The organism is Methanococcoides methylutens, assembly GCF_000765475.1.
GTDB classification, from domain to species: domain Archaea; phylum Halobacteriota; class Methanosarcinia; order Methanosarcinales; family Methanosarcinaceae; genus Methanococcoides; species Methanococcoides methylutens.
Genome location: NZ_JRHO01000010.1, coordinates 124383 through 150206, shown reverse-complemented (window position 1 = coordinate 150206; position 25824 = coordinate 124383). Strand labels below are relative to the sequence as shown.

Genomic DNA, 25824 nt, shown 5'->3' with positions numbered 1-25824 from the left:
GATGTATGAAGAAGCTTGAAGAAACTAAATATACCATACGAACAAAATTTACATGGGGAATCAGGGTGACAGAAACAAAAGAAGTGCTTCATCGATACAACCGTTACTCGCATGTGTATGATATCTTTGAGACCATAATGGAAGAGATCGCCTTTAAAAGGTGGAGACCAGAAGTATTTTCAAAGGTTGAAGGAAGGTGCCTTGAGGTCGGGTTTGGAACCGGCAAGAACTTCACTCACTACCCAAAAGACAAAGATGTGCAAATAGTAGCCATCGACCTCTCCCCGGGAATGGCAGCAAAATCAAAAAAGAGAACAACAGGAGTCGATGTGGACATGATATTAATGGATGCACAGCATCTTGCTTTCAAGGACAACGTGTTCGATTCTGTTGTGACGACCTTTGTCCTTTGCTCGATCCCTGACCCAGTAAAAGGTGTAGAAGAATTCGTGAGAGTTTGCAAACCTGATGGAAAGATCATAAACATGGAGCATGTTCGTACCAGGAACCGCCTGATAGCTTTTATGCAGGACCTTATGAACCCGATAACCAACGGCTTTTTCGGCTTTAATGTGAACCGGGACACAAGGACCAATATAGAAAAAGGCGGAGCAACGGTCATAGAGGATAAGCATATGACCATTACAGACATATTCAGGCTTTTCGTCAGCAAACCAAATAAGTAACTAAAAAAGCAATTCATAAGCAATAGATGTAAACAGAACGAAAACGATAGTGTTATAAATGATTAATCGTTATGAATATCTTCGCTCAACTAAAGAACTGAAGAGGTGAAAAGTAAATGGAAGACGATTACGACGAACTTGATGATCTTATAATGCAGAAACCTTCAGAAGGAGAAAGAGTAAAGAAAGAGCACGAAATGCTTGACAAAGCTGCATCCCACCCCATAAGAAGGAAAATGGTCGGTGCCATAGGAGTTTTCGGGAAACCGGAAGAAGAGCTCAAGGCCGAAGTCGGCGTTGACGACAATGCCTTCAAGTATCACATGGATTTCCTGAAAAATGCCAATATCGTTACGATAAAAGAAGACATATACAGGCTTACTGATGCCGGCGTTGACCTGCTGGCAGCAACCGAACACCACAGGGAATCCTGAAAAAGCGGTTGATGAAAGGAGGATGGTGTGGCATCCTTCTTTTTTTGTTAATTATTTTTCTATACCACATGATTGCTAAAGAAGCACTTGGGAGTTGCTGCTAACTATTGTTATCATTTGCTTCAGAAAAAAGAGATTTATTGCTCAGATAAACAGCACTTGTATTTTATAAAAGAGTGAAATAGTTTAAGATTGGGGATTAGGAAAGAGGATTTCCATAGAGTCCAAGTTAGGAAATCTATATATTTACTGCCAGAGATACTTTGCTAGAAATTTATTTTATTTTTATGAGCTGGTGGGATAAATGGAGAAATTATTTGAAACCATATTCAATTCCGTAAACGATGGAATTCTTATCTACGACCTTAAAGGACGTTTTTTGGAAGTAAACCAGATAACTTGTGATGATCTGGGATATCAAAAGGATGAATTGTTGCAAATGACGGGAATGGATATAATACCCCCAGAACTTGGAGAAAAATTCATTGGACAAATGTTTGAAAAAATGAATCAAGGGGGTGGAATTATTGAAACTATGGGACAATGCAAAGACGGTTCATTGATACCAATCGAATTCAGTATTCGCCCAATTGAATACAAAGGAAGTCCTGCTATTCTAGCTGTTGTCAGAAATATAACCGAACGCAAGAAAGCAGAAAAGGATTTGCGAGAAAGTGAATATAAATTTAAAACATTGTTTGAAAATGCCAATGATGCAATTTACTTAACTGGCCTTAATGGTCAATTATTGGAAGTTAATCAGGTGGCTTGCGATCAACTGGGCTACACCCGAAGTGAACTTATTCAGATGAAACCACAGGACATCGATTCTATTGATGATCTAGCAGAGATTGAGGATCGGATCGATCAATTGCTTCAGCATGACAATACAATCTTCGAAACAGTTCACATTCGAAAGGATGGTTCTACTTTTCCGGTTGAGATCAATATTCGACTTATTGATTATATGGAGAAAAAGGCAATTCTTGGCATCTCACGAGACATTAGTAAACACAAGAAAGCAGAAGAAGCAATGCTCAATTCCAAACTTGCTGCGGAAGCTGCTAACCAGGCTAAATCAGAATTTCTCACAAATATGAGCCATGAACTGAGAACCCCCCTCAATTCGATCATCGGATTCTCAGATATACTTTGTAGGGAGAGCTTTGGTTCCTTAAATGAAACTCAGAAACATTACATATATAATGTTAATAAAAGTGGTAAGCATCTTTTGGAACTGATCAATGATATGCTGGACCTATCAAAGATCGAAGCTGGCAAGATGGAGCTATTTCCTGAAGAGTTTGTTGTCCTTGATACCATCAATGGAATAAAAACAACTATGATGCCTCTTGCAAAAAAGAAAGAGATCGATCTTAAGTGCAGCAGCAATATAGAAGATTCCATAATAGTTGCAGATGTATTGAAATTCAAGCAGATCATCTATAACCTCGTGAGTAACGCTATTAAGTTCACAAATAAGGGAGGATCTGTGACGATCGGATTAGACAGATCTGATGAGCAAATCTCTATTTTTGTAGAAGACAACGGATTAGGGATCTCACAAAATGATCAAAAGAAACTTTTCGATCCATTTATCCAGGTGGATTCATCACTCTCAAAGGAATACAGTGGCACAGGCCTTGGCCTCGTTCTTACAAAATATTTTGTAGAGATGCATGGCGGTGATGTTTGGGTAGATAGTGAAGTTGGAAAAGGAAGTACCTTCGGGTTTAGTATACCAACAAATTTAGAAATTAAACCCAGTTGATCAATATTAAATCGAATGCAATTGCTTTACTAAACAGAATTTGCATTTTGTTAGCAATAGTGATCATTGATCGCTCTCTTTTTCTGCCTCGATCTAAAATAACCTGCAATACCAGCTACAAAGTTGTATATGGCTACCATGATCATATCTAAGATGAATCACATGATGTCGTAGAGAACTGGGACTATTATTATCGATTCAATGCTGAAGTCAGAGTTCATACTATGTTCATATAAGCTAGATTAAACCAAGAAAGCAACATCAATTATTTTACTTGAAATTTATTAATCTGCCTTACAGAAGGATCTTAGCCAGTATCGGAGCAAGGAACACCGTCACCAATCCGGCAATCCCGATAGCAAGCCCACTCATGGCACCTTCGGCCTCCCCCATCTCAACGGCCTTGGTCGTACCGAGGGCATGGGAAGAAGTTCCTATGGCAATTCCGATCGCTACCTTGTCTTCTATTCTGAATAACTTGCAGATCATGGGACCCAGCAGAATGCCTGCTATTCCTGTGAAAATAATACCTGCAACAGTTATGGATGGTAAACCTCCAAGCTGGTTCGATATCTCTATCCCAATTGGAGTTGTGACAGATTTAGGAATCATGGAGATGCTTAGTAGATGATCAAGTCCGAACATCTTGCACATGACGATAATGCTCACAATACCTGCTGTCGATCCTATACTGATCCCTGCAAGTATTGGAATAATATTCTCCTTAAAAATACTGATTTTCTTATATAGAGGTACGGCCAGGATGACCGTAGCAGGGCCAAGGAAGAAAGATATGAACTGCCCTCCCCTGTTATAATCATCAAAGGTGATATGGAAGCTTAGTAGAAAGGCCATTATCAACAGCATGCTCATCACAAGTGGGTTTAGCAGAGAGGAACCTGTCTTTTTGTAGAGCAGGCTGCCTGCACAGAATGTAAAGAGGGATATACCGATACCAAAGATCGGAGATCCAACCAGAGAAGAAATTGTTTCACTCAAATGATCGCCTCCTTTTCATTAGTATCTGTACCGTTATGCCGGTCACTACTACAATGATAATGGTCGAGACCACGGATATGAACAAAAGGGCAATCCATTTTCCTTCAAGTATGGAGAAACACGTTATCAACCCCACAGCCGCTGGTATGAAAAAAAATGAAAGATGCTTCAGCAGGAAGTTGCTTACATCTTCTATCATGGATAGCTTAAGGACACCAGATAGTAAAAGGGCCAGTAATACCAGCATTCCCAGCACACTTCCAGGGATAGGAAGATTAAGGATATTATGGATGACATCACCCATAAAGCATATGGAAAGAATTATGGCGAACTGAATGATACGCTTCATTAAGATCACTTTCATTTATTAGGTAAGACGAAGCCTTTGGTATAAGCGGGTGTAAAGTCGGTAGTAGATAATAGTAGTATCGGTCCATGAATTGATTCATGGACCTGATCAAAGAAAATGCTCAGTTACTGCGGGTTTCTGGACTTACCGGAGTTTCGACCAGAGTTCCTATTTGGGTTTTGACCAGACTTTTTCTTTGTCTGATTCCTACCCTGGCCCCTATTGGTATTTTCTGATCGTCCATTTTTACCTTCTGCTTTTTTAGGCTTGCTATCTCCCTTTTTAGCTTTAGCTTTGTCTTCTCCCTTTTTGCCCCTGCCTCTGCCTTTAGTTGCGGTGCTTCCCTTTCGCCCTCTCTGTTGTTTTGGAGCTGGCTTTGCTGCATCACCGGTGGCATTCTTTGCCTTTTCGGAATGATAATTGTGTTCAGCAACCTCGATCTCCATGTTGGTGAGTTTTTCGATATCCCGAAGGAAGTCACGCTCATCCGCTGCACAGAAAGAGTATGCTGTTCCGTCAGCTCCTGCTCTTGCTGTACGTCCTATGCGGTGCACGTAGCTCTCAGGGATATTCGGCAGGTCATAGTTTATTACATGTGATATGTCCTCGATATCGATCCCACGGGCAGCTATGTCTGTTGCAACCAGTACACGCAGTTGTCCGGACTTGAAGCTCTGAAGTGTTTTTGTACGGTGAGTCTGGGACTTGTTGCCGTGAATAGCACCTGCAGGGACATTGTTCTTGTTGAGCATCTCAGTGACCTTGTTAGCACGATGCTTTGTACGTGTGAATATGAGAACACACTCCAGATGCTTGCCTCTTAGTAATTGTAGCAGTAATTCGTTCTTGTCCTCAGAATCCACGAAAAAGATGAACTGATCTATGCGTTCAACAGTTGTTGCCTGAGGGGTGACCTCTACATGTGCAGGATTCGTTAGTAGTTTTCTGGCAAGCGTGGATATCTCCGGGGACATGGTAGCTGAAAAGAAAAGCGACTGACGCTTTTGTGGCAACATTCCAACAACTTTGTATACATCATTGAGAAAGCCCATGTCAAGCATCCGGTCCGCTTCATCAAGTACAAAATATTCCACATTTGCAAGGTTGACATGACCCTGCTGTATCAGGTCCAGGAGTCTGCCAGGAGTTGCCACAAGGGAATCCACACCCTTTGAGAGAGCTCTTACCTGTGGTGTCTGACCAACACCTCCGAATATCACAGTATGTTTGAAGCGGGTAAATTTACCATAAGTGGCAAAGCTATCCCCTATCTGTGCTGCAAGCTCCCTGGTAGGTGCAAGCACAAGCACTCGAGGGAATCTCGGACGTGGTGCCTTGTAGGATGCAGACATATTGTGAAGAATTGGTAATATGAATGCAGCCGTCTTGCCTGTACCTGTCTGAGCAATACCTATCATATCCCTGCCATTCAACAGATGGGGTATGGATAGTTTCTGTATTGGAGTAGGTGTAGTATATCCTTCTTCGGACAATGCCCGCTGAAGCGGGAATATTAAATTTAAATTATCAAATGACACGTTATACCTCGGGTTAAAGTTAAAACTCGTTGGAAATTGATCCGACTCATCTTATCTGATAAGAAAAGATCATGCTGATTTATAGGTAAACCCTCACAGTTAATTGCGCACAGTAAAGGCCTATGAATTTAATGATAATATTATTGAACACTTTTAATAATATCAAACAGGAATCACAAAGCAGATCCTACAGGTCCGATCATTAAAAGTTACCATATGTACACTTATATTTCCCTCATGAGTAAATGATCTATCACTTTTGCTTGTTGATTCTGATAAGTAAATGTTTAACAGGACAAAATGTCCAGATAAAAATAAGAAAAATGTAAGAAAAATAAGAATGGAAGATCAAAAACTTGATCTTCCAAACATGTTTAATTAATTAGAGTAATTAAACGAGTTCGCCGAATGCGAATTTTCTCATTACTTTGGTAACCTTGATTGTTACTTCATCGCCAACTTTTGTGCTTGGGACAAAGATTACAAAGCCGCTTACTCTAGCGATTCCATCGCCTTCTCTTGCGGTATCTTCAATTGTTACGTCGTATGTTTCGCCAGCTTCTACTGGAGCAGTTGATTCCATGTTGTTGAACAAATATTTCACTTCCTTTAAAGTGCTTAAAAAGATAATAAACAGACTCTAGTAAACATACGAAAAAATAGTAAATACAGTTAAGGAAATACCATCTAGACCTATAATTTATTAAATTAGTTTTTGCCTCTAAAAGCACTCTTACCAAGTAATGATGCTATATAAGCCTTTCCGTGTAGTGATTCATATTTCATACAGTTACTAGAAATAATGATATTGACCAAAATTTGAATTTGAATATATTTGAATATATTTGAATATATTTGTATATATTTGAATATATTTGAATATATTTGTATATATTTGAATATATTTGTATAAATTGTATGAATTTGCATTCGTTTGCATAAATTTGGATAAATTAAAAGAGGTTTTATAGGAATTATACTTCATTTGCCTCTTTTTCGTTTACTTGCTCATCGCTAACTAAAACACCATCTTCGAGAGTGATCACCCTATCAACATACTCAATATGCCAGGGCTCATGCGTTACCATTACAATTGTTTGCCCATAATTGTCATTCAAGTCTTTGAACACATCCAGCACTTGTTTTGAATTTCTGGTATCAAGATTTGCACAAGGCTCATCAGCAAACATAATGTCAGGCTTTTTCGCTATGGCTCTTGCGATTGCTACTCTTTGTTTCTCTCCGCCGGATAATTCGTCAGGGATACGATTGTGCTTTCCTTTCAGGCCAACCTTTTCTAATGCTTCAAGGGCAGTATTATAAGATTCCTTTTTTGATTTTCCTTCCATCATGGAAAGCACATAAACGTTTTCTGCAGATGTCATCTCATTGATGAGTGCATAGTCCTGGAATACATAACCGACCTGTGTCAACCTGTAATAGCTTCTTTCGGCTTCAGGCAGGTTGGAAACCTTTAATCCCCGAATAGTATATTCTCCAGCGGTTGCATCATCCAGTAATGCCAGGATCCTCAAGAGAGTCGTCTTTCCACTACCTGATGCACCCATTATCGCTACGAATTCACCTTTCTTTATTTCGAACGAAACACCATTGAGAGCCTTGACAGCAGTCTCCCCTGACCCATAATATCTTTTCAGGTCTTTCACAACTATCATATTATCTTCCCCATATGGCTTTGAGTATGCTCTCTTTTGATACACTCCATGCAGGAAGTGTGCCGGCTATTACTGATAGTGTAAGCATTGTAATTATGCTCTGGATCAACAACATCGGATCTATCACGGGCCTTATTTCCATGGTCTCATAGAATATTACCGGATTTGCCTGGAAGTAAAGCATAAGTGAGAAGTATAAGACCAACCCAGCGAGTATCCCTAAGGAAACATAGAACATACTAAGGAACGCGTAGGATAATACAATTGATCTTGGTGTAATACCTACTGCTTTTAAAATGCCGATCTCTTTTTTCCTGTTAAGTATGTTGATATAGATTATAATAAGTATCAGTGCTGCACCAACGATCAAGCTCACGAACTTGGACATAACATCTATAGCACCCATGCTTTGCATTGCCTGCTTTATGAGAGTCTCTGATTTGTCAGCCCATGTGAAGACCTGCTCGTTCACCCCGGCATCCCTGATCTTATCCTGTACCTGCTCTTCAGTCCCCGGCTCGTCAACCCTTACAACCACACTGGTAGCTTTGCTCCCTTCCAGACCATACACCTCTTCGATCTCTTTGTAGTGAACCAGGGCATTAAGGTCAACAAGTTCAAATGTTCCTTCCATGATGCCTTTGACCTTATAGGTCCTTTTTACGCCATTGCTATATGTTACATCAACAAGCGATCCTGCCCTGGCTTCACCCAGGTCATCATATATTTCTCCAAAAACCGGACTTGTACCTGCGATTGCTGCACCAATGATGATCTCATCCCGGGAAAGATCCCCCAGGAAATCTCCTTCAGTGATAATATACGGATATCGCGAAATTTCATACTCTTCTGTCGGATGCAGTCCTGTTAAAGTAACACCCACGACATTCTGTTTGTGCTCAATAGATGCCCCCACATCCAATCTCTTTGTTGCGGCCCTCACTCCTTCGACAGCCCGGACCTTCTGCAAGACGCTGTCAGCATCGTTGATGTAGGTGTTGTCACCTGATGGTTCAATGACAACATCCCCGTAAGGGTAGTCCTGCATATATGCAGTAAATAGAACCATCATTCCCCCTATCATTGATGGGAGAAACACTAAGTTCATAAAAATTAGCGAGAGAACAAAAACTATGAACATAAGTGTTTTTTTGTTCCCTCTTTTTACAGTGCTTGCTGCAATGAGAGCTCCCACCCTGATATCGTCCATCATATTGGAGACCTCTTATTCTTCATCTTCCCCTTCATCTTCTTTTTTACCAGCAGAATTATTGCTACCTTCCATTAACTGCTTGATAATCTCATCCTTTGACCTTTTTGTCCTGTAATTATAGTAGACCAATCCTCCAATAACTGCCAGGACGAGAAGGACGAGCACAGCTGATCCTACCCCGCTATTGCTTTCCATTACGATGATGCTGACCTTCGTTTCAACCTGTTCTTCACCAAAATCATCGATATAGGTTATGGTAACAGGGATCTCGTATTCCCCTGCCTCATCAGCTATGAAAGTGATCACTGCAGGACCATCCTCATTAGGATCAAGGGTTCCGATAAAGGATTCTTTTAAACCCATGAATGGATGATCGGCATAGACCCTTATCGAATTTATTTTCCTGTCACCGGAATTCTCGATCCTCATAGTCAGCTCGACAGTGTCATCCACATAAGGTATAACAGGATCGACCTTCACAGATGCAAGATTAAGGCTTCCTTTTTTGTCAAGTATGGTTATTGTAATGTCATATTCATCGCTTTGCTTGCCGAAATCATCTTCATATTCTATGATTACAGGGATGTTGAATTCCCCGGCACGGTCTGCCTTGAACTTGAACAATGCAGTTTGACTGCCATTCAGGTCAAGGGTTCCGATCGTAGAGTTCTTGATCCCTTTAAAACCATGATCAACACTAACAGAGACGGATTTTGCAATAGCTTCGCCGAAGTTCTCGATACCCAGTGTCAGATCGACAGTATCTCCTTCATAGATATATTCAGGATTGGTAGTGACTGAAGAGATCCTTGGTTCTGCATCCTCACCTGTCACTCTGACATCAACTTCATAATACTTTGTGGTTTCAAGCTCTTTATTTGCATATGTCAGTTTCATCTTGATAATATGAGGACCTGGGTTTGCATCAGGAGTTGTCCTCATGTGGTATACCAGGTGTCTTTCACTTGTAGGATATGAGAATTCAGCAATTCTGGTGACCAGAGATTCTGTGACTATGATATCAGGAGGGATGCTGATGATTTCAAAAGTAATATCCTCAGGGGCTTTGGAACCACAGCTCTCAAGATCAATAGCAAGGGTGAATTCTTCATCAATGCCTACCGAACTGGGAATTAATTCCTTTATCTCTGCGTTTACGCATATCTCCCCGCCGGTAAATTCAGCTGCAGCCACTCCTGTTAAAACAATGGCAAGAACGAACAGGAATAAACATAAAGGTCTTACTTTCGGATTCATCTTTTATTCACCTCAGCCCTGATACTTTCTGTATATTCGATCAATTTCTTGAAGATCAATTCCAGTGCAACCATCTGCTGGTAATAGTTCTCGATGATGTTGAGCATCTCTTCAGAGTCCTCAGCTTCACTATCCCTGCACCTTTCTATCATTGAAGGGAGGCTCTGGAGCGCAGGAACCACCATGCATTCATTCTTGGAACTAATCGCATTGATGCTCAGTGTCAGCATATCCCGCTGAATCGAGAAGTACAATTTCTTGGAACCGGAAAGCTTTGATTTCTCCACCAATTTTACTCCGGTAAGTAGTTTCATTGCCGCGCTAACCGCTGAAAAACTATACCCGGTAGTTTTAGAAAGGTCATCAAGGGTAAGTGGATCAGGTGCGGAATAAAGTGCTGCAAGTAACTTAGAGGATAGATCATCAAGTCCGTAGGACTTCATGCTCTGGTATACAAGATTCTGAAATTCTTTCTTTGCAGTTTCCATTTCAATACCTTATTTTTGCTATTTCCAGTAATTAATAGATATTGTAAATGTGTAATATATATGTTACGATAGTAAAAGAATAGACATTACATCATAAACTACTTATGCGATCTTGCGATATATAGACATATGGACTGGTATGTAGTCGAAGCTGTGGATAAAGCAGTATCCCGAACAAAGAAATGCCTGTTTGAACCCTTTGATTTCTGGAAATGGATGAAACTTGTGATCATCGTTATGCTTATCGGCGGAAGCGGAGGTGGTGGCGGTAATAGCTACTCATCCAATAATTACAACCTTCAGGATTCAGGTCCGTTCGAAGGATTCGCCGACTCGTTCGGAGGACTGGCCGACCAGATCCCCACCAGTGCCCCGGAACTGGGATTGATAATCGCAATAATACTCCTCATATTTGCCCTGATCCTATTCTTCTCATACGTCTCAAGCGTGATGGAATTCGTATTCGTTGACTCCCTTGTGAGCAACGAAGTAAAATTCTGGGAATACTCCCGCAAGTACCTTAGAAAAGGCCTGGGACTATTCGCATTCAGGCTATTGGTAGGTATTCTTCTGCTTGCCATCATTGTAACCATGGCCCTTCCAATTGTACTGCCATTGATAGCCTCTTCAGGCCAGAACTTAGAAGAGACCATAATGGTTGCCATTATTTCCGCAATCTTCCTGCTGATCGGCATAATTCTGGTGGTAGCAATAATCGGAGGCATCATCAGTTCATTTGTTAATCTCTCTATCCCTGTTGCCATTTACACCGAGACCGGCATCTTCCGCGCATTTGCCAACGTCTTTGGACAGTTCAGGAAAGACTGGAAGCAAATAATCGGTTATTGGTTCGGAAGAATTATTCTCGGAATTGCCGTTGCGATCATAATAGGCATACTCATGCTGATAGTGATGATCGCAGTGGGTCTGTTCCTTCTGCTTGCAGACCTGTTGTTATACTTTATCCTTTCAACAGTCCTGCCCGGATCAGATCTCGCCATATGGATTTTCCTCGTACCGATAATCCTGATCGAACTGGCCTTCCTCATATTTCTGCTGGCATTTATCGCTCTGCCTGGAAGAGTATTCATGAAGTATCACATGATCACATTCCTACAACAGTGGTATCCCGAAGTAGAAGTGCCTGTTTTTGATATGCAACAGATCAATGAGGAAGAAGACATAAGAATAGGAAAAGAGGAAGAGGATACAGCCATAGAAGATCGATCAGAGAATCTATAACAGAAGTTACTGAAATCAATGTTTGAGTATCACAGAAACGGCATATGAGTATATGCCCACATGCCACACAAATAGCTGCGACCTGCAAGGGATGTTCCTGCCATCCCTGCAATTGCATATCAACTCATAAATTCAGAGTAAATTTATCCACCGACCAATTCATTCGATCACTCAATGATCCATTCATTGAAGCCTTCTGTATGCACTTTATCCAAGGAGTCTTCCTGTGAACAATAGAATGTATAGTGAACTGTTTTATCACTATCCAAATAAGAATATATCCTGTAATTCATAAATATAGTAAGCCCACCAATAGTTGCAAAATGGATCGGCTTTACGTTCCCTGAACCCAGAGGATCCTTGAAGTTAACAAATGTTAATTCAATGGTCCTGGAACCTATAACTCTTGGCCTGACAAATGATTTGCCTTCTCCTTCTTCATCATGAAAGATCATAATAACCTTGCATCTGCCCGAACCTCCCATCGTTATCTCGATTGGATTCTTATCAAAAGAAATAACCGTACCTGATGATATTACTCTAACAGGACCTGATTCAATAGCAATGCTCTGCATAATTTACCCTCACCTATGATTTCTTATTAAAAGATCCATCAAACATTGATAGATATTTTCCACCACATATAAATTATAATTTTGCATGATATATTTGTTACGCTTCAAACTATGGAGTTAGTGGAAGATGTTGATTGCAGATTAGATTTGTCAAAACAGTAGGCATTATCAAATACTTTGCAAAAGTGAGATTTCATTTATGGGAGTTACAGAGCACCAAAGGAAAATATGAAGAAGATACATGAAAGGAGGATGTAATAGCATCCTTCTTTTTTTGCTATTATTTATTTGTATTATTTTTTGAGAAAATGTGTTTTGTATCTTTCACAAGATGACCAGTTACATGTATGATGGCACTACGAATGCTGAGTTCTGTAAGTTACCAAAGAAACATTTTGGAGTTGCTGCGAAGTATTATGTTATCGAATTCAGAAGATGAAGATAGAGTTGAATATGTATTGTCCTGATAGGCAGCATTTGTATTTGGTGGAAGCTTGAGGTTCGAATATATTCCTCGCCATATAATCTTATAAGGATATAGATATTCCAAAAAAGAAACATTACGGAGTACACTTCAAAAGCTTTAAATGTAGATTTACTACTTTGGGGCAAAAGAATCAAAAATAGACGGATGATTCTATTGCTATCAATAAAAAACGAAAAGATGCAATGAAGTTAAGATAGTGATGTGAATAAAAACAGTTGAATTGCAGGGATGAATACGATGTTAGATTGGATACGTGAATTATTAGGGATTTCGGATAAGCGTGAAATTGACAAAACCATTGAGGGTCTGTCAAAGCACCTTAAAGCAATTGATGAAAATCCGGAAGCAGCAAAGGAACTTTTTGGTGATTCTGCATTCATTAGATCATACTTAAAAAGCAGTATACAAATATCCCAAACAATCAAAGATATTGAAGACATCGAGGCAAGAAGGAATGAAGGGATACGTTATTGGTGAGATAGCCACCATTTGCATTTTATGAAAACTTAAGTTCAAGGTTACTTTAAAATAAATAGAATAAAACGAATTAGTATATAATTATTCGAATACTCAAATAAATATATATGCACATAAACCTACATGTTCTCAGAAAGGGATGAAATTTATGAGAGAACAGAAGATAGAGATTGTGAACTTTGGAATTGAAAATGACAAATTTGAAGAAGCTGTTGAGGCTTACGAAAAATTCCAAAGTGAAGAAGGTGTTTCCTGTCATGGTGGAAAGTATTCACCCGAAGGAAAACTTTTTGTGGAGCCAGTCACGGAATATATCGAGTATTGCCACATGGGAGGAGAAGCTCCCATACCCTACGATCAAGAGATAACTTTTGGTGTAACATTCTTTATAACCTCATACCATGATAAGATTTTTTTCTTTGATAATTTTGAGGATGCAAAGGCCTTTTGGAATGTCTTGGATGCAGTTGATGGCTATTTACCATCTGCTGTAGTGGGAATGTGAAATATAAATTATCACTTCAATACGATTATAAGGACTTTGTTCTTGCTTTGAAGAGTAGTATGCCCAATGAAGAAGCTGAGAAGTTTCTGAAATAGCATACCAACCTTAGCTTTTTTCATGTAATCCGCCACCATCGAGCATATATTTGTAGAATACATCATCTCCGAAATCATGTATAACGATACTATAAATATCTATCAAAAAATATCAGATACCGATAATCCTGATCGAGCTAGTCTTCCTCCTTTTCCACAAGATGAAGAACAGTATTAGAAGTGCGAAGAATACCATACAAAGATTCATTACCAGCATTACAATTTTAGAACATATTAATAATTCATACATTGAATGAATCAAGACTTTTCCGATTTCCTGGCGTTCATTTTTGTATAGGGATCTTCAGAAAACATCATATCGATTTAAGGGAAGACTGATAAGTTAAAAAAATGAATATGACAGATACTCAAACTATTTTTGACAACGATTTCCTTTTAATATTTAATTATAGGATTTTGAAAAAAATGAAAAAGGATGTAATGAGCATTGCTCATAATGCCCATTTATTCGTATCTGCCATATTTTTCGGCAGCATCCATCATAGCCATCAATTTGATCGGCGATGCACCAACAGGGAATTCACACCCTGGAGCCAGTATAAAGCCTGATGGAGAATCCTTTCCTTCAAGGATATTCTGTCTGCATATTTCCACTAACTCATCATATGATTTGGTAATGAAAAGTGACGGATCCACATTGCCGCAGACAACATCATGGTCACCGAATGCTTCTACCTGACTCTTGACAGGTGTCTCCGGACCAAAAAGCCATACATATTTTCCAGACCATCCCAACTCATCCCTCATTTTTACATAGTAAGGGATATTACCATTCTGGTTTGCACACGGATGCATAAGTACAGAATGTACTCCCAGATCTTTCATATGACCATGAATTCTCTTCATGTGAGGATATGCGAATTCCCCAAACATATCCGGCGATATCATAGTATTGGATTCAGATGGCCCTCCATCGAAAGGAAGCAGGTTTTCTGCACCATATTTGTCTGCAAAATAATCTATAACATTGATGAACATATCCGCTACCTTACCAAGTAATACGTGTACAGCTTTGGGTTCCATCATGATCCAGGTCAAAAACTCAGATGTATCCGCAACAACTGACGCAGTTGTAAATACACTGCCTACCTGTATAGAGACGGGCATACCAAGCTCAGAACATCTGGAAGCTAGTTTATCCGCCTCTTTGTATGCACCTGGTAGTTCACCCTTGAAGTCAGGTACACTTAAATTTTCAATATCATCAACATTCTTCACAGGGTGTTCTATGACATAGGGAGCACCCTGTCCTTTGCCATAAGGAAAACCTATTTTCCCCCCAAATTCCCAGGCACCGCAAGAAGCATATCCATACATCGGTGTCTCTTCATAACCATGCAGCCGCATTGAAGCTAACTGGGCTTCAAAACACTTGTTTCCATCTGCATACCAATCACCAAGAGATACACCAGTTATCTTTGAAGAATATCCCAAAGCAAAAGGAACCACAGGTACACGATCCGGTTTTTGTCCGGACATAACCGCCATCATCCGTTCAGGTGATGTCATCCTCTGTGCCATTATATATTGCCCCCCTTATAGACTACTGTTTTGGCTTTAGCTTTTGGAAGATTTACAATAATTTGTTATCTAAATTCTAAAAACTAATATCCCCCAAAATATCACCTATAAGAACTCTGTTTAACTTCCTAATAAATCAGAGTGTTAGAAAAATATACAAATCTTCGATTAGTACAGAAAAATGACCAATAATAATTAAAAAATCTCAGCTCCAGAGCTTCCATAATTTCATAAATAAGGTACTTTAGAAGACCTTAGCAAAAACAAAGATTTACTTACATTAGTGTCAAGAGCATGTATCAACGACTATAGCTTCACTTATATTCTGCATAATTTTACTCAGCAGTAAACATAAAAATAAAAACCACTATCCATTAACTTCCCAGATACCGATAAATTCATATTCTAACCAACCCAATCATTGACACCAAACCGTGTAGAGTGATTAATATGATAAGTGTCAACGAAAAGGGATTAGCAATTATTGATGAGATGTTAGACTGGGAAGAAGAGATCAAGGTCGAGTCAAAGGAACTTGAGAACGGCGCTACCATTATTGACTGTGGTGTCAATGTTGAGGGTGGCTATGATGCAGGTATGTACCTCTCACGCCTCTGCCTTGCAGACCTTGCAGAGATCTCATACACAAAGGTCGATCTGGACGGTCTTCCAGTACCAGCTATTCAGGTTGCTACAGACCACCCTACCATCGCATGTATGGCATCCCAGTACGCAGGCTGGAGAATTGCAGTCGGTGACTACTTCGGCATGGGCTCCGGTCCTGCAAGAGGCCTTGGCCTTAAGCCAAAAGAGCTCTACGAAGAGATCGGCTACAAGGACGATGCAGATGCAGCAGTCCTCGTAATGGAATCCGACAAGCTCCCAACCGAAGAGATCGTTGAGTACATCGCAAAACACTGCAGTGTTGACCCACAGAATGTTTACATCGCAGTTGCACCAACCTCATCAATCGCAGGATCAGTACAGATCTCCGCAAGGGTTGTTGAGACAGGTATCCACAAACTTGAGTCCATCGGCTTTGACATCAACACCATCAAGAGCGGTTTCGGTGTCGCACCTATCGCACCTATCGTCGGAGATGACACAAAGTGCATGGGTTCAACCAATGACTGTATCATCTACTGTGGTGAGACCTACTACACCGTTGACTTCGGAGACGCAGAGAAGCTCGAGGACTTCGTGAAGAAGGCACCATCCAACACCTCCAGGGACTTCGGTAAGCCATTCTACACAACCTTCAAGGAAGCAGGTTTCGACTTCTTCAAGGTCGATGCTGGTATGTTCGCTCCTGCAAAGATCACAATCAACGATGTTGCAACCAAGAAGTCATTCACAAGCGGACGCACAAACCCCGGCATTCTGCTCGAATCCTTCGGTATCAAGAACGTATAAATCTAATTAACTTGAACATACAGCCGATCCGGCTGTATTACCTCTTTTTTTAACGGAGCAATCATGGAAGTAATTAATAATGCCAGTGGAATTGGCGGTCTGCTTACATCCTTCAGAGGTATTGTAAAAGATTCAAAGAAGATCATGTTCATCGGAACAGCCGGATTTTGTACCCCTTTTGCAGAACTGATGGCATACGTCCTGCGGGATACGCCTATCGAGGTCGGATTCATCCCGGACATCAGACATCACGAAGCAAAGGCAATCGTATCCACACCAAGCGGCATGCAGATCGGCGATGAGATCGACCATCACGCAGACACCGTCGTCCTTCTGGGCGGACTGGCAATGCCAAAGATGAAGATCGACGTAGATGACATGAGAGATACGCTTGAAAGTGTCCTTGAGAATGCTGAGGATACAACAATTATAGGAGTATGCTTCCAGTCAATGTTCGAGACCCAGTGCTGGATCGGACCAATAGACTTTGACTATGTCATTGATTCCGATATATCCATAAGTACAATCAAGGTGTGAACTAAGGACACACCTTATACTTTTTTTCACATTTCTTTTCTTTGCCCTTACAATTCTTTATTCTCGATTCCCCACCATCGGTTGGAACGGTATTAATAATAGCTGTGCTATCACTTAATGAAAGCGTCCACTACAACATGCCAGACGCCAGGAGAATACTTCTTGATACGGTGACATCCGCGTATCTCGACATCCCTGCCAAGAGCAGAAGCAGCATCTTTAATCCTCTGAATTGGACGCTCAAATATAAGGACCTCTGGAGTGGTTTCATGATAATGGAGCATACCACCTTCCTTTCGGATTGCTCCTATGCCCTTGTCCAGATAGTGATGAGTGATCCCCACATAACCCATGATCACCCTGTCAGCAACTCCCTGTGGTGTGACCTCACCACAATCACCATTAATTGCATGAACGATCCCTTCAAGGTGGTTAAGCCGTATATTCTCAAGCAGGTAATTGTAGGATACCGGATTCAGCTCTATGGAATAGACCTTTTTGGGCTTACCATGGACTGCAAGAGGGATCGAGAAGTAACCGATACCCGCAAACATGTCCACTACTACCTCATCTTTTCCGAGCTTGCTCATGCGCTTTCTTTCAGCAAGATTGCCTTTTGAGTACATGATCTTCGTAGCATCCAGCTTGAAAGAACATCCATGCTCCTTCTGGATGGTCTCTGTACCTTCTCCGATGATGATCTCACGCTCAGGTTCCCTGAAAGTGCCTTTGATACCAAAGTCCTGCAATACGCACATGCACCTTGGATTGATCTCAAGGAGCTTACTTGCGATGTCCTTCCTGTAGCTTTGCAACTCCTCAGGAATGCTCACGATCACAATATCACCGAGTACCTGCCACCCTGATGGAATACGTTCGATCAGTTCTTCAGGGACTGTTCCACTTAGATGCTCTTTTAAGGACATAGTAGAACGGTAGAAATCTGGCTCATCCTGCTCAACAATATCAAATCCACTAATATTTGATCCATTAATACATGATCCATCAACATCAGATAGGTCCATACCAGAAATTACCGGGATCTCAGCAAATTTGCCATCCGGATGTTCAACTATCCTTATCTTTCTATCTCTATCCAAAACACCTATGGAAATAAGTTCATTCTTTACTTTTTCCACATCCCTGACACGAACTATTACTGCTTTCATAGACCTGCCTGAATCTATCGTAGGAGGAAAATAAACTAACGGTCAGACAGGTGGATATGTGTGCCTGGAACAGGCAGAATATGGAGAGAAACAGAGGTTCATTCGGATACTACCGAACTTTTATATATCCATTGAGCAATTACTAAATATGAAAGGCGAAGGTCACACTGCACTATTTTCAAACAGGGATGGCATTATTGCCATTGAGGGTCCGGTAAAGCTCCAGATAATGGAGCTGTTGAAAGATAGTTCAAGATCGTTCGATGAGATCGTTAAGTATACAGGAAAAGCAAAATCCACGATCTCCGTGCACCTGAGTGACCTTAAGCAAAATAACCTTCTTGAAGAAAGGATCGATCCAAAGGACAAACGCAAGAAGACCTATGTGATGTGTTCCCAGTATGCAGCATGTTCACAAAAACCAATCGTGGAACACTACCATGCGGCACTGAAAAAATTTACTACCACTTTTGATAGTGAAAGAGAACTTTTAACATCTATTCTTCATGCAGTTCAAAGCGGCTTTGAGGCCCAGGGCATTAACCACAGGCCAATAATGGAAACCATCGGACAGGATGTCGGCATACGGGTCGCTGAAAATTTTACATGCACACATCTTGAGGGGCTTTTTGAAGAAGTCGCAGATTATTGGGAGACACACAAGCTTGGATACCTTTCTGTCCCATCCTATGACCCCCTTGCAATACAGATCGATGATTGCTTTGTGTGCAAAGGCGCACCTGACATCGGACAAAAACTCTGCTCTTTTAGTGAAGGACTTCTCCAGGGAATAATATACCAGAAACTTAACATGCAGTGTAATCTTGTGGAGATAGAATGTCATGGCAATGGCGATGACCACTGCCTTTTCGTAATGCAATAAACTCAACGAGTACCTCTTACTACACCAATCTCTGCATTTAAAAGAGGACCTATTTCAGCCACAATTCCCGGACCATCGGTTTTCTCACGGCAGACAACTATACTTTCCAGCAGACCGATCCTTTCGATGCCATAGATATCCCTACCATGACCCTTCTTCTTGATGGCACTTTTTAGTTCAGATCGTGTCACAGAATTCACGATCAACCTGTCTGTTGCAGCTTTTTTCCAACCCCAGAAAAGATCGAGCTGGTCTTTAGTAAAACGACCTGTGATAATACCATCCTGCCCTTCGATCCTGACAGAAACAGGAAGATGCGGGATCAAGCCAAAGCGGGATGCGATCTGTGAAACTGTACCCACACCAAGAGCTTTTAGAGCCTCCGGCAGAAGCTTTACAGTAGTACCGATATCAACAGTTATTCCATCATCATCAATTGAAGAAATAGAGCCTTTGTAGGCAACAGTATTTTCCACTTTGACAACAGGAGTTCCGTATTTATCGATCAGGAAATTGGCCGCAAATACTTCATCCTCACCTGAAACATTTGCCTGAAGCCAGCCTTCTGAATTTACGGAAACTTCGACAGTGGCATCAATATCCTTAAGCTCGTTTTCCAGCATGAACGCCGCGGAGCTTAATGCACGTTCTAAATTAGCGTATATTTTGATAGTTAAGATTGCTGTTTCCATGGCTACTCATTGAACAGCAAGCATTTAACCGTTTTTGTTCAGAAGGGATAGGAATACTTCCCTTGTAGCATCAAAAGCACTGATAACCTCGTCATTAACGGGTGTTTCAGAAGAATCGATCACATCACTTATCATCGCCAGTTCACGGCTAAATGGCCCAAGTTTTCTTTTAGAAGTCTCGACATCAGCATCAGAATCCACAAGTTCCTTGTAAATGTTCTCAACCTTGATACGCAATTTTTTGATCCGATCCAGGATCTCAGCAGAAGTAGGATCAAGCTCAGCTTCACTAACTTCATGCCTGCCCTCAAGATCATATTCATCCGGAAGCTCTCCACCCAGAGAAACAACAAGTTCCTTGAGGAGAGAAACAACATTGTGACCTTTTTCGGTCAACTCAACATACTTGATGCGCCCTTCAACAGAAAATACTACAAGACCATCCTCTTCCATTCTTGACAGTATCTTTGTTGTGTGTGCGAATGTGGAATTGATCTCTTTTGTAATAACAGAGGCATATGTTCTTCCATAGAACCAAATAGCCAATAAAGCAAGTGTTGGCTTCTCCTGCAAGAACAGATATTCCGGATTTTCCTTTGCCAATCTAATCTCCTCTGAATATATATAAATAATTCAATATTTCTCGAATTAAACAATCATTATCTAATTTGATATATATTACTTTCTATAGTACATCGATCGTATATGAGAATATATGATAGTGTAATCCTATTGGATTACATTGATCTAAGGACCTCATTTATGCTATCAAGCTCTGCATCGGTCTTAAAAGAGGTGCCACTAAAATGTGTTCTTGAAACACTCGCGCCAGTTGACCTGAGCGCTTCAATGAAGCCTTCCATCGCAGGTGCCGAAATACCGATCCTTTTGCATATCAGATGCTGATCATAGAAGAAAGGCATGTTAAATTCATCCCTACAGGCAATAATGATCTTCTTTGCCTGCTCTTTCTTACCAAGATCCAGAGATTCCATCTCTGCCAGAACCTCATCACAGAACTCCTTTTCATGCAGTTGTCCCAACCACAGAGGACCCGCGATCTGCATTTTGTTTTCACATGAAGGACATGTATCATCGATAGCAACAGCCAGACCATGGAAAAATCTCCTTTGACCGCATTTCTCACAATGGATCAGGAATCCAAGTTCCCTGAGGGACCTATCGGCCTGTTTAGCACCTTTTTTAACCTGAAGATAGGCACGAACATAGTGTCTTGTAGCATGTGAAAGCAGTGGAGTCATGCCTTTGTCATGCTTTGCAAGCTCCCTTGCAACTTTACCAAGAAGGATACGCACGCCCATCTCGCTATGGAACTCATTGTTCAAAGGCACAGCAGTATATTTTCGCATCCCCGAATTAAAATGTGCACCGCAAAGTGGAGCAGTATCAGTTGCAGTGACCTCAAGAAGGTGAACAACTGACCTTGTCGCAGCATCCAGATAAGGTGCAGGACTTCCAAAAGGATCAAGGTCCACAATATTAAAACGCCTCTCATGCATCAGAACGTTTGCGTTCTTGCATGTGGCTTCCGCGGTTTCCGATAGACCGGTCAATTCAATATTCTCAAGAATAAGTTCAAAAGCCTCATCGCTCCAATCATTCAATGTTGTTGAAACGCCAACCTCGTTGGCGATCCTAAGTCCCCGGATACCTGATGCGGACATTGTATCAACATACCGTATATCCGAGATATCGATCTCCTTCTGGGATGACAGTCTCCTTGCATATGCTAAAGTAGCTGCGACGGAGATATCGCGGTTCAGTTCCATATGAGGATTGTAGAATACCGGTGCTTCTGATGGCGGGAATGGAACGCCTTCAGGAGGTACCGGTACAAGGACCGTAGTATTACCTTCGGTTACCTTTGTGCTCTTCATCTGCATATTTCACGATGTACAGTCCGCCATCATTTAACAATAACGGTATGGTTCATAGCGTTCCATGGAGGAACTGTAAAATCATAGGTTCCTGACTCTGTAAAGGTGTAGTTGAATTGCATTCCGGGAGCAATCCTCTGCTCTTCCCAGAGGCCATCTTCACTAATAATTGGGAATATTAGCTTCCTTTCCTTCATCTCGTTTCTCCAGAGAACAGTATCGCCCCTGTTGACCTCAAGATTATTTGGAATGGCAGTATACCGGTCCAACCTTCCAAGCCTTATTATGTAAGTCTGAGGCTCTATGATATCTCCGTTCTCATCAACAGGAACATCACCATCCTCTGAGATGTTCTCATCAACAGGAACATCTACAGGAGTTTCATTATCGACAGGAACTTCATCCCCATTGTCCCCGATACATCCTACCATCAAAAAAGAGGATAGCACCAATATCAATATAAGCATTTTACTTTTCATGTGAATTCACAATGATATTTGGTGTTCAATATATTATAAACGTTGCCTGTAAACCATAACAGATACCTATTTAAGTTACGATTCTAATTTGAAATACCATTTATTTGCGTTGATCTGCGCAAAAGAGGTGAATACATTGACAGAAAAAAACAGCGTCGGAGAGAAGATACGCCAGTTCCGTGAGAATCATGAGATGACCGTGGAAGAGCTGGCCAAAGAAAGTCAGAGCAGTGTGGAACTTATAAAGAAGCTTGAAGCAGGTGAGTTGATTCCATCATTGACGCCTCTTTTGAAGATCGCACGTGCACTGGGAGTACGCCTGGGCACATTCCTTGATGATATGCCACAGACAGGTCCTGTCGTAGTAAGAAATGGAGCTTCATCTAACGTAGTTCGCTTTTCCGGAAAATCCAAAAGATCAGAAGAAAGCGCACTGGATTTCCATTCCCTTGCGGCAGACAAGCAGGACAGGAACATGGAGCCATTCATCATTGATGTCCACCCCTTCAAAACCGCAGAGGAGCACGAACTGTCATCCCATGAGGGAGAGGAGTTCATCTACGTACTCAGCGGAAGCATCGAAGTGACATATGGAAAGGAAAACTACGAACTGTCCGCAGGTGACAGCATCTATTATGACTCCGTTGTGCCACATGACCTACATGCAACAGAAAGTGAAGCAAGGATACTGGCAGTAGTTTACACACCAATCTAAGGGATGAAAAATGTTCGTTACAACTGTGACACCGCGATTTGGCGATATCGATGGCCTTGGCCACGTAAATAACACCGTACTTCCGGAATGGTTCGAACTGGCAAGAAATCCCTTATTCAGGATGTTCAGCCCAAACCTTGACCTGAACCATGAAAAGTGGAACCTTATTATGGCAAGGATAGACTTTGACTTCCTTGGAGAGATGTTCTTTGACGGAGATGTTGAAATAAGGACATATGTCCAGAGAATAGGCAACAGTTCTTTCACATTGCTACATGAGGCCTGGCAGAAAGGAGAGCTAAAGACCAGGGGAACTGCCGTTATAGTACATTATGATTTCATCAACAAAAAGTCAGTTCCTTTACCAGACGACATCAGAGGATCATTAAGTGAACACCTCGTCGCAGATTGAGAAGAACAAATAACAGAACATAGAGGATCTGATATTATGCTATTTACTGAATCTACTATTGGTGAGTTCTTTGAGGAAAAGGTTAGAAAGGACCCGGACAGAGACTTTATTGTCTATCCTGACCGAAACCTCCGGTTTTCATACCAGGAATTCAACGAAAGGGTCGATGACCTTGCAAAAGGACTCTTGTCCATAGGGATCACAAAAGGTGACCATGTCGGCATATGGGCACGTAATGTGCCTGACTGGCTTACATTCATGTTTGCAACCGCAAAGATAGGAGCCGTACTTGTAACAGTTAATACGGCATACAAAAGCCATGAACTTGCCTATGTAATGAAGCATTCTGACATGAAGGCACTTGCAATTGTTGACCATTTCAGGGACGTTGATTACGTTGAGACCGTCTACGAACTGGTGCCTGAACTGAAGACCTGCAAGAGAGGAAACCTCAAGAGTGAGGAATACCCAAAACTTGAAAGTGTCATTTTCATAGGACAGGAAAAACACAGGGGTATGTACAACACCGCTGAAATGCTGCTTCTTGGAAAACACACCGACAGCGACGAACTGGATCGCATCAAAACTACCCTTGATTGTGAAGATGTCATCAACATGCAGTACACTTCAGGAACCACCGGTTTCCCCAAGGGTGTCATGCTCACACACAAAAATATCCTTAACAACGGATACTACATCGGTGAAAGGCAGAAGTTCACACAAGAGGACAGGCTTTGCCTCCCGGTACCACTTTTCCACTGTTTCGGTATCGTTCTCGGCGTTCTCGCAACCCTCACACATGGCGGAACTCTTGTAATGATAGAACTGTTCGATCCGCTTCTTGTACTGGCTGCGATACAAAAAGAGAAATGTACTGCACTCTACGGCGTCCCGACAATGTTCATCGCAGAGTTCTCACACCCAATGTTCGACATGTTCGACATGTCCTCCCTGAGGACTGGTATTATGGCAGGTTCCCCATGTCCGATCGAGGCCATGAAGAAGGTCATCGATGACATGAACTGTAAGGACATTACCATCGCTTACGGCCTGACAGAAGCATCACCTGTGTTCACCCAGACAAGTACCGATGATGCTATTGACCGTCGTGTGAGTACAGTAGGTACTTCAATGGAATACATTGAAGTCAAGATAGTGGACCCTGAGACCGGAGAGATCGTCAAGCCTAACGAACAGGGCGAGATATGCTGCCGCGGCTACAATGTTATGAAAGGCTACTATAAGATGCCTGAAATGACCGAAAAAGCCATTGATAAAGACGGCTGGCTGCACAGCGGTGACCTGGCAACAGTAGACGAGGACGGCTACTACCGCATTACTGGAAGAATAAAGGACATGATCATACGCGGTGGAGAGAATATCTACCCAAGGGAGATCGAAGAATTCCTCTATACAATTGATGGTATTAAGGATGCACAGGTAGTCGGTATCCCTGATGAAAAATACGGAGAGATAGTAGGTGCATTCGTGATCCTTAACGATGATTCAAATCTTACCCCCGAGGATATACGGGATCACAGCCTGACAAAGATCGCACGCTACAAGGTTCCAAAACATATCTTCATAGTTGAGGAGTATCCACTAACAGCCAGCGGTAAAGTTCAGAAGTTCAAGCTGCGGGACATGGCAGTGGAACTACTGGAAAACAAGGATAAGTAAGCGCAGACATCTATTAAAGGGTCTTCAAATGACCCTTTAGCATTCTTTTTAACAGTTTTGTTCCAACCATTATATTTTAAAATCTCTTATTCAATCGCAATATTACAACGATTTACTAGCATCCATCGCAATTCCGTACCTTCATTCATATAAAGAGATATCGTACTTCAATTTAGTGATGTTAGAGGCACATGTGGCCCCATGTTTAATGAAATCCTCTATATTGCTTTTAAGTGCTGAAGGATGAGATACTCCGGCAAGACCCTGTAAAAAAGTGCCCCCACAAAGAAATACGAACGTGGGCGTCCCTTCTACCCCATATCTTTCCGCAGTCCAGGGACTCTGTTCTGCATCAACCCTGACAAATTTGCAGGATTTACTGAACTCACTGGCATATTCCTGGAAATAAGGTTCTATTGCCTTGCAGTGTGGACATGTAGTAAGATAGAACATTACAACTACTGGCAATGGTTCTTTTTCAACTATTTGTTCCCAATTATTATCAGTTGCTTCTGCGATAAGTTCATCTTGCATATTATCCCCAAATAATTAATGGCAGTGATGAAATAAATAATTCATGTACAAAAAAAGAAATTATACAATAATTTGATC

The 25824-nt window shown here is 41.3% G+C and carries 28 protein-coding genes; 12 read left to right on the top strand and 16 right to left on the bottom strand.

The features are described from left to right. Nucleotides 1–65: 65 nt before the first annotated feature. The 3 genes from LI82_RS05760 (at nt 66) to LI82_RS12430 (ending at nt 2891) form a co-directional block, all read left to right on the top strand. Entirely contained in the window at nt 66–686 is a 621-nt protein-coding gene (locus LI82_RS05760; protein WP_048194220.1) for a class I SAM-dependent methyltransferase, read from the top strand. Nucleotides 687–802: 116 nt separating this feature from the next. Then, nucleotides 803–1120: a helix-turn-helix domain-containing protein gene (locus LI82_RS05755; protein WP_048194056.1), complete on the top strand. Its 318-nt coding sequence runs from the start codon at nt 803–805 to the stop codon at nt 1118–1120. A 304-nt stretch (nt 1121–1424) separates the two neighbouring features. Then, entirely contained in the window at nt 1425–2891 is a 1467-nt protein-coding gene (locus LI82_RS12430) for a PAS domain S-box protein (protein ID WP_052402758.1), read from the top strand. A gap of 294 nt (nt 2892–3185) precedes the next feature. Here the strand turns inward: LI82_RS12430 and LI82_RS05745 are convergent, their stop codons facing one another. The 8 genes from LI82_RS05745 to LI82_RS05710 all read right to left on the bottom strand — a co-directional run bounded on the left by LI82_RS05745 (nt 3186) and on the right by LI82_RS05710 (nt 10411). Beyond that, complete coding sequence (locus LI82_RS05745) at nt 3186–3890, bottom strand: LrgB family protein (protein ID WP_201770301.1); 705 nt, start codon at nt 3888–3890, stop codon at nt 3186–3188. Beyond that, complete coding sequence (locus LI82_RS05740) at nt 3883–4239, bottom strand: CidA/LrgA family protein (protein WP_048194054.1); 357 nt, start codon at nt 4237–4239, stop codon at nt 3883–3885. The genes LI82_RS05745 and LI82_RS05740 overlap by 8 nt, the downstream gene beginning before the upstream one ends. A gap of 125 nt (nt 4240–4364) precedes the next feature. After that, nucleotides 4365–5777, bottom strand: coding sequence for a DEAD/DEAH box helicase (locus LI82_RS05735; RefSeq protein ID WP_048194052.1), 1413 nt, complete (start codon nt 5775–5777; stop codon nt 4365–4367). A 391-nt stretch (nt 5778–6168) separates the two neighbouring features. Beyond that, nucleotides 6169–6360, bottom strand: a complete 192-nt coding sequence (locus LI82_RS05730; RefSeq protein ID WP_048194214.1) for a TRAM domain-containing protein — start codon at nt 6358–6360, stop codon at nt 6169–6171. 391 nt (nt 6361–6751) lie between these two features. Further along, on the bottom strand, nt 6752–7453 hold the full coding sequence (locus LI82_RS05725) for an ABC transporter ATP-binding protein (protein WP_048194050.1): 702 nt from the start codon (nt 7451–7453) through the stop codon (nt 6752–6754). A 1-nt stretch (nt 7454) separates the two neighbouring features. Then, the gene (locus LI82_RS05720; RefSeq protein WP_048194048.1) at nt 7455–8666 is read right to left on the bottom strand and encodes an ABC transporter permease; all 1212 of its coding nucleotides are present in this window, start codon (nt 8664–8666) and stop codon (nt 7455–7457) included. A gap of 12 nt (nt 8667–8678) precedes the next feature. Beyond that, nucleotides 8679–9923, bottom strand: a complete 1245-nt coding sequence (locus tag LI82_RS05715; RefSeq protein WP_048194047.1) for a COG1361 S-layer family protein — start codon at nt 9921–9923, stop codon at nt 8679–8681. Continuing rightward, nucleotides 9920–10411 (bottom strand): GbsR/MarR family transcriptional regulator, encoded by a 492-nt coding sequence (locus LI82_RS05710; RefSeq protein ID WP_048194045.1) that lies wholly within the window; start codon nt 10409–10411, stop codon nt 9920–9922. Before LI82_RS05710 ends, LI82_RS05715 begins: the two co-directional genes overlap by 4 nt. A 129-nt stretch (nt 10412–10540) precedes the next feature. Between LI82_RS05710 and LI82_RS05705 the strand changes: the two genes are divergently transcribed. After that, the gene (locus LI82_RS05705) at nt 10541–11653 is read left to right on the top strand and encodes a DUF7544 domain-containing protein (protein ID WP_052402757.1); all 1113 of its coding nucleotides are present in this window, start codon (nt 10541–10543) and stop codon (nt 11651–11653) included. Between the two features lie 167 nt (nt 11654–11820). Here the strand turns inward: LI82_RS05705 and LI82_RS05700 are convergent, their stop codons facing one another. Beyond that, nucleotides 11821–12228 (bottom strand): DUF6864 domain-containing function, encoded by a 408-nt coding sequence (locus LI82_RS05700; protein ID WP_048194043.1) that lies wholly within the window; start codon nt 12226–12228, stop codon nt 11821–11823. A 724-nt stretch (nt 12229–12952) separates the two neighbouring features. Between LI82_RS05700 and LI82_RS05695 the strand changes: the two genes are divergently transcribed. Both LI82_RS05695 and LI82_RS05690 read left to right on the top strand, forming a co-directional pair. Further along, entirely contained in the window at nt 12953–13192 is a 240-nt protein-coding gene (locus LI82_RS05695) for a hypothetical protein (RefSeq protein WP_048194041.1), read from the top strand. Between the two features lie 148 nt (nt 13193–13340). Then, complete coding sequence (locus LI82_RS05690) at nt 13341–13697, top strand: hypothetical protein (protein WP_048194039.1); 357 nt, start codon at nt 13341–13343, stop codon at nt 13695–13697. A gap of 560 nt (nt 13698–14257) precedes the next feature. On the opposite strand, the gene LI82_RS05685 is transcribed toward LI82_RS05690, so the two are convergent. Next, nucleotides 14258–15334, bottom strand: coding sequence for a uroporphyrinogen decarboxylase family protein (locus tag LI82_RS05685; RefSeq protein WP_048194037.1), 1077 nt, complete (start codon nt 15332–15334; stop codon nt 14258–14260). A 450-nt stretch (nt 15335–15784) separates the two neighbouring features. On the opposite strand from LI82_RS05685, the gene mch reads away from it, so the two are divergent. Together mch and LI82_RS05675 are read left to right on the top strand one after the other, a co-directional pair. Further along, the gene (gene mch / locus LI82_RS05680) at nt 15785–16747 is read left to right on the top strand and encodes a methenyltetrahydromethanopterin cyclohydrolase (protein WP_048194034.1); all 963 of its coding nucleotides are present in this window, start codon (nt 15785–15787) and stop codon (nt 16745–16747) included. A gap of 63 nt (nt 16748–16810) precedes the next feature. After that, complete coding sequence (locus LI82_RS05675; RefSeq protein ID WP_048194032.1) at nt 16811–17284, top strand: DUF2124 domain-containing protein; 474 nt, start codon at nt 16811–16813, stop codon at nt 17282–17284. A gap of 110 nt (nt 17285–17394) precedes the next feature. Here the strand turns inward: LI82_RS05675 and LI82_RS05670 are convergent, their stop codons facing one another. Then, complete coding sequence (locus LI82_RS05670) at nt 17395–18453, bottom strand: class I SAM-dependent methyltransferase (RefSeq protein ID WP_048194029.1); 1059 nt, start codon at nt 18451–18453, stop codon at nt 17395–17397. 148 nt (nt 18454–18601) lie between these two features. Between LI82_RS05670 and LI82_RS05665 the strand changes: the two genes are divergently transcribed. Next, nucleotides 18602–19336: a V4R domain-containing protein gene (locus LI82_RS05665; RefSeq protein ID WP_048194211.1), complete on the top strand. Its 735-nt coding sequence runs from the start codon at nt 18602–18604 to the stop codon at nt 19334–19336. Between the two features lie 2 nt (nt 19337–19338). Here the strand turns inward: LI82_RS05665 and LI82_RS05660 are convergent, their stop codons facing one another. The 4 genes from LI82_RS05660 to LI82_RS05645 all read right to left on the bottom strand — a co-directional run bounded on the left by LI82_RS05660 (nt 19339) and on the right by LI82_RS05645 (nt 22357). Further along, nucleotides 19339–20028: a DUF2110 family protein gene (locus LI82_RS05660; protein ID WP_052402755.1), complete on the bottom strand. Its 690-nt coding sequence runs from the start codon at nt 20026–20028 to the stop codon at nt 19339–19341. Nucleotides 20029–20052: 24 nt separating this feature from the next. Beyond that, nucleotides 20053–20631 carry a helix-turn-helix domain-containing protein gene (locus LI82_RS05655; protein ID WP_048194027.1) on the bottom strand — a complete coding sequence of 193 codons (579 nt, stop codon included), beginning with the start codon at nt 20629–20631 and terminating at the stop codon, nt 20053–20055. Between the two features lie 134 nt (nt 20632–20765). Beyond that, nucleotides 20766–21926 (bottom strand): tRNA (guanine(10)-N(2))-dimethyltransferase, encoded by a 1161-nt coding sequence (locus LI82_RS05650; RefSeq protein WP_048194207.1) that lies wholly within the window; start codon nt 21924–21926, stop codon nt 20766–20768. A gap of 29 nt (nt 21927–21955) precedes the next feature. Beyond that, a complete protein-coding gene (locus LI82_RS05645; RefSeq protein WP_052402754.1) occupies nt 21956–22357 on the bottom strand; it encodes a cupredoxin domain-containing protein in 402 nt (133 codons plus the stop codon). Between the two features lie 184 nt (nt 22358–22541). On the opposite strand from LI82_RS05645, the gene LI82_RS05640 reads away from it, so the two are divergent. The 3 genes from LI82_RS05640 to LI82_RS05630 are packed head-to-tail and all read left to right on the top strand — an operon-like array spanning nt 22542 to nt 25212. Beyond that, a complete protein-coding gene (locus tag LI82_RS05640) occupies nt 22542–23120 on the top strand; it encodes a helix-turn-helix domain-containing protein (protein WP_048194025.1) in 579 nt (192 codons plus the stop codon). A 10-nt stretch (nt 23121–23130) separates the two neighbouring features. Then, nucleotides 23131–23532: an acyl-CoA thioesterase gene (locus LI82_RS05635; RefSeq protein ID WP_048194023.1), complete on the top strand. Its 402-nt coding sequence runs from the start codon at nt 23131–23133 to the stop codon at nt 23530–23532. A 36-nt stretch (nt 23533–23568) separates the two neighbouring features. Beyond that, nucleotides 23569–25212 carry an AMP-binding protein gene (locus tag LI82_RS05630; protein ID WP_048194021.1) on the top strand — a complete coding sequence of 548 codons (1644 nt, stop codon included), beginning with the start codon at nt 23569–23571 and terminating at the stop codon, nt 25210–25212. 141 nt (nt 25213–25353) lie between these two features. Here LI82_RS05630 and LI82_RS05625 read toward each other — a convergent pair whose 3' ends face one another. Further along, nucleotides 25354–25746 carry a thioredoxin family protein gene (locus LI82_RS05625; RefSeq protein ID WP_048194020.1) on the bottom strand — a complete coding sequence of 131 codons (393 nt, stop codon included), beginning with the start codon at nt 25744–25746 and terminating at the stop codon, nt 25354–25356. Nucleotides 25747–25824: the final 78 nt, after the last annotated feature.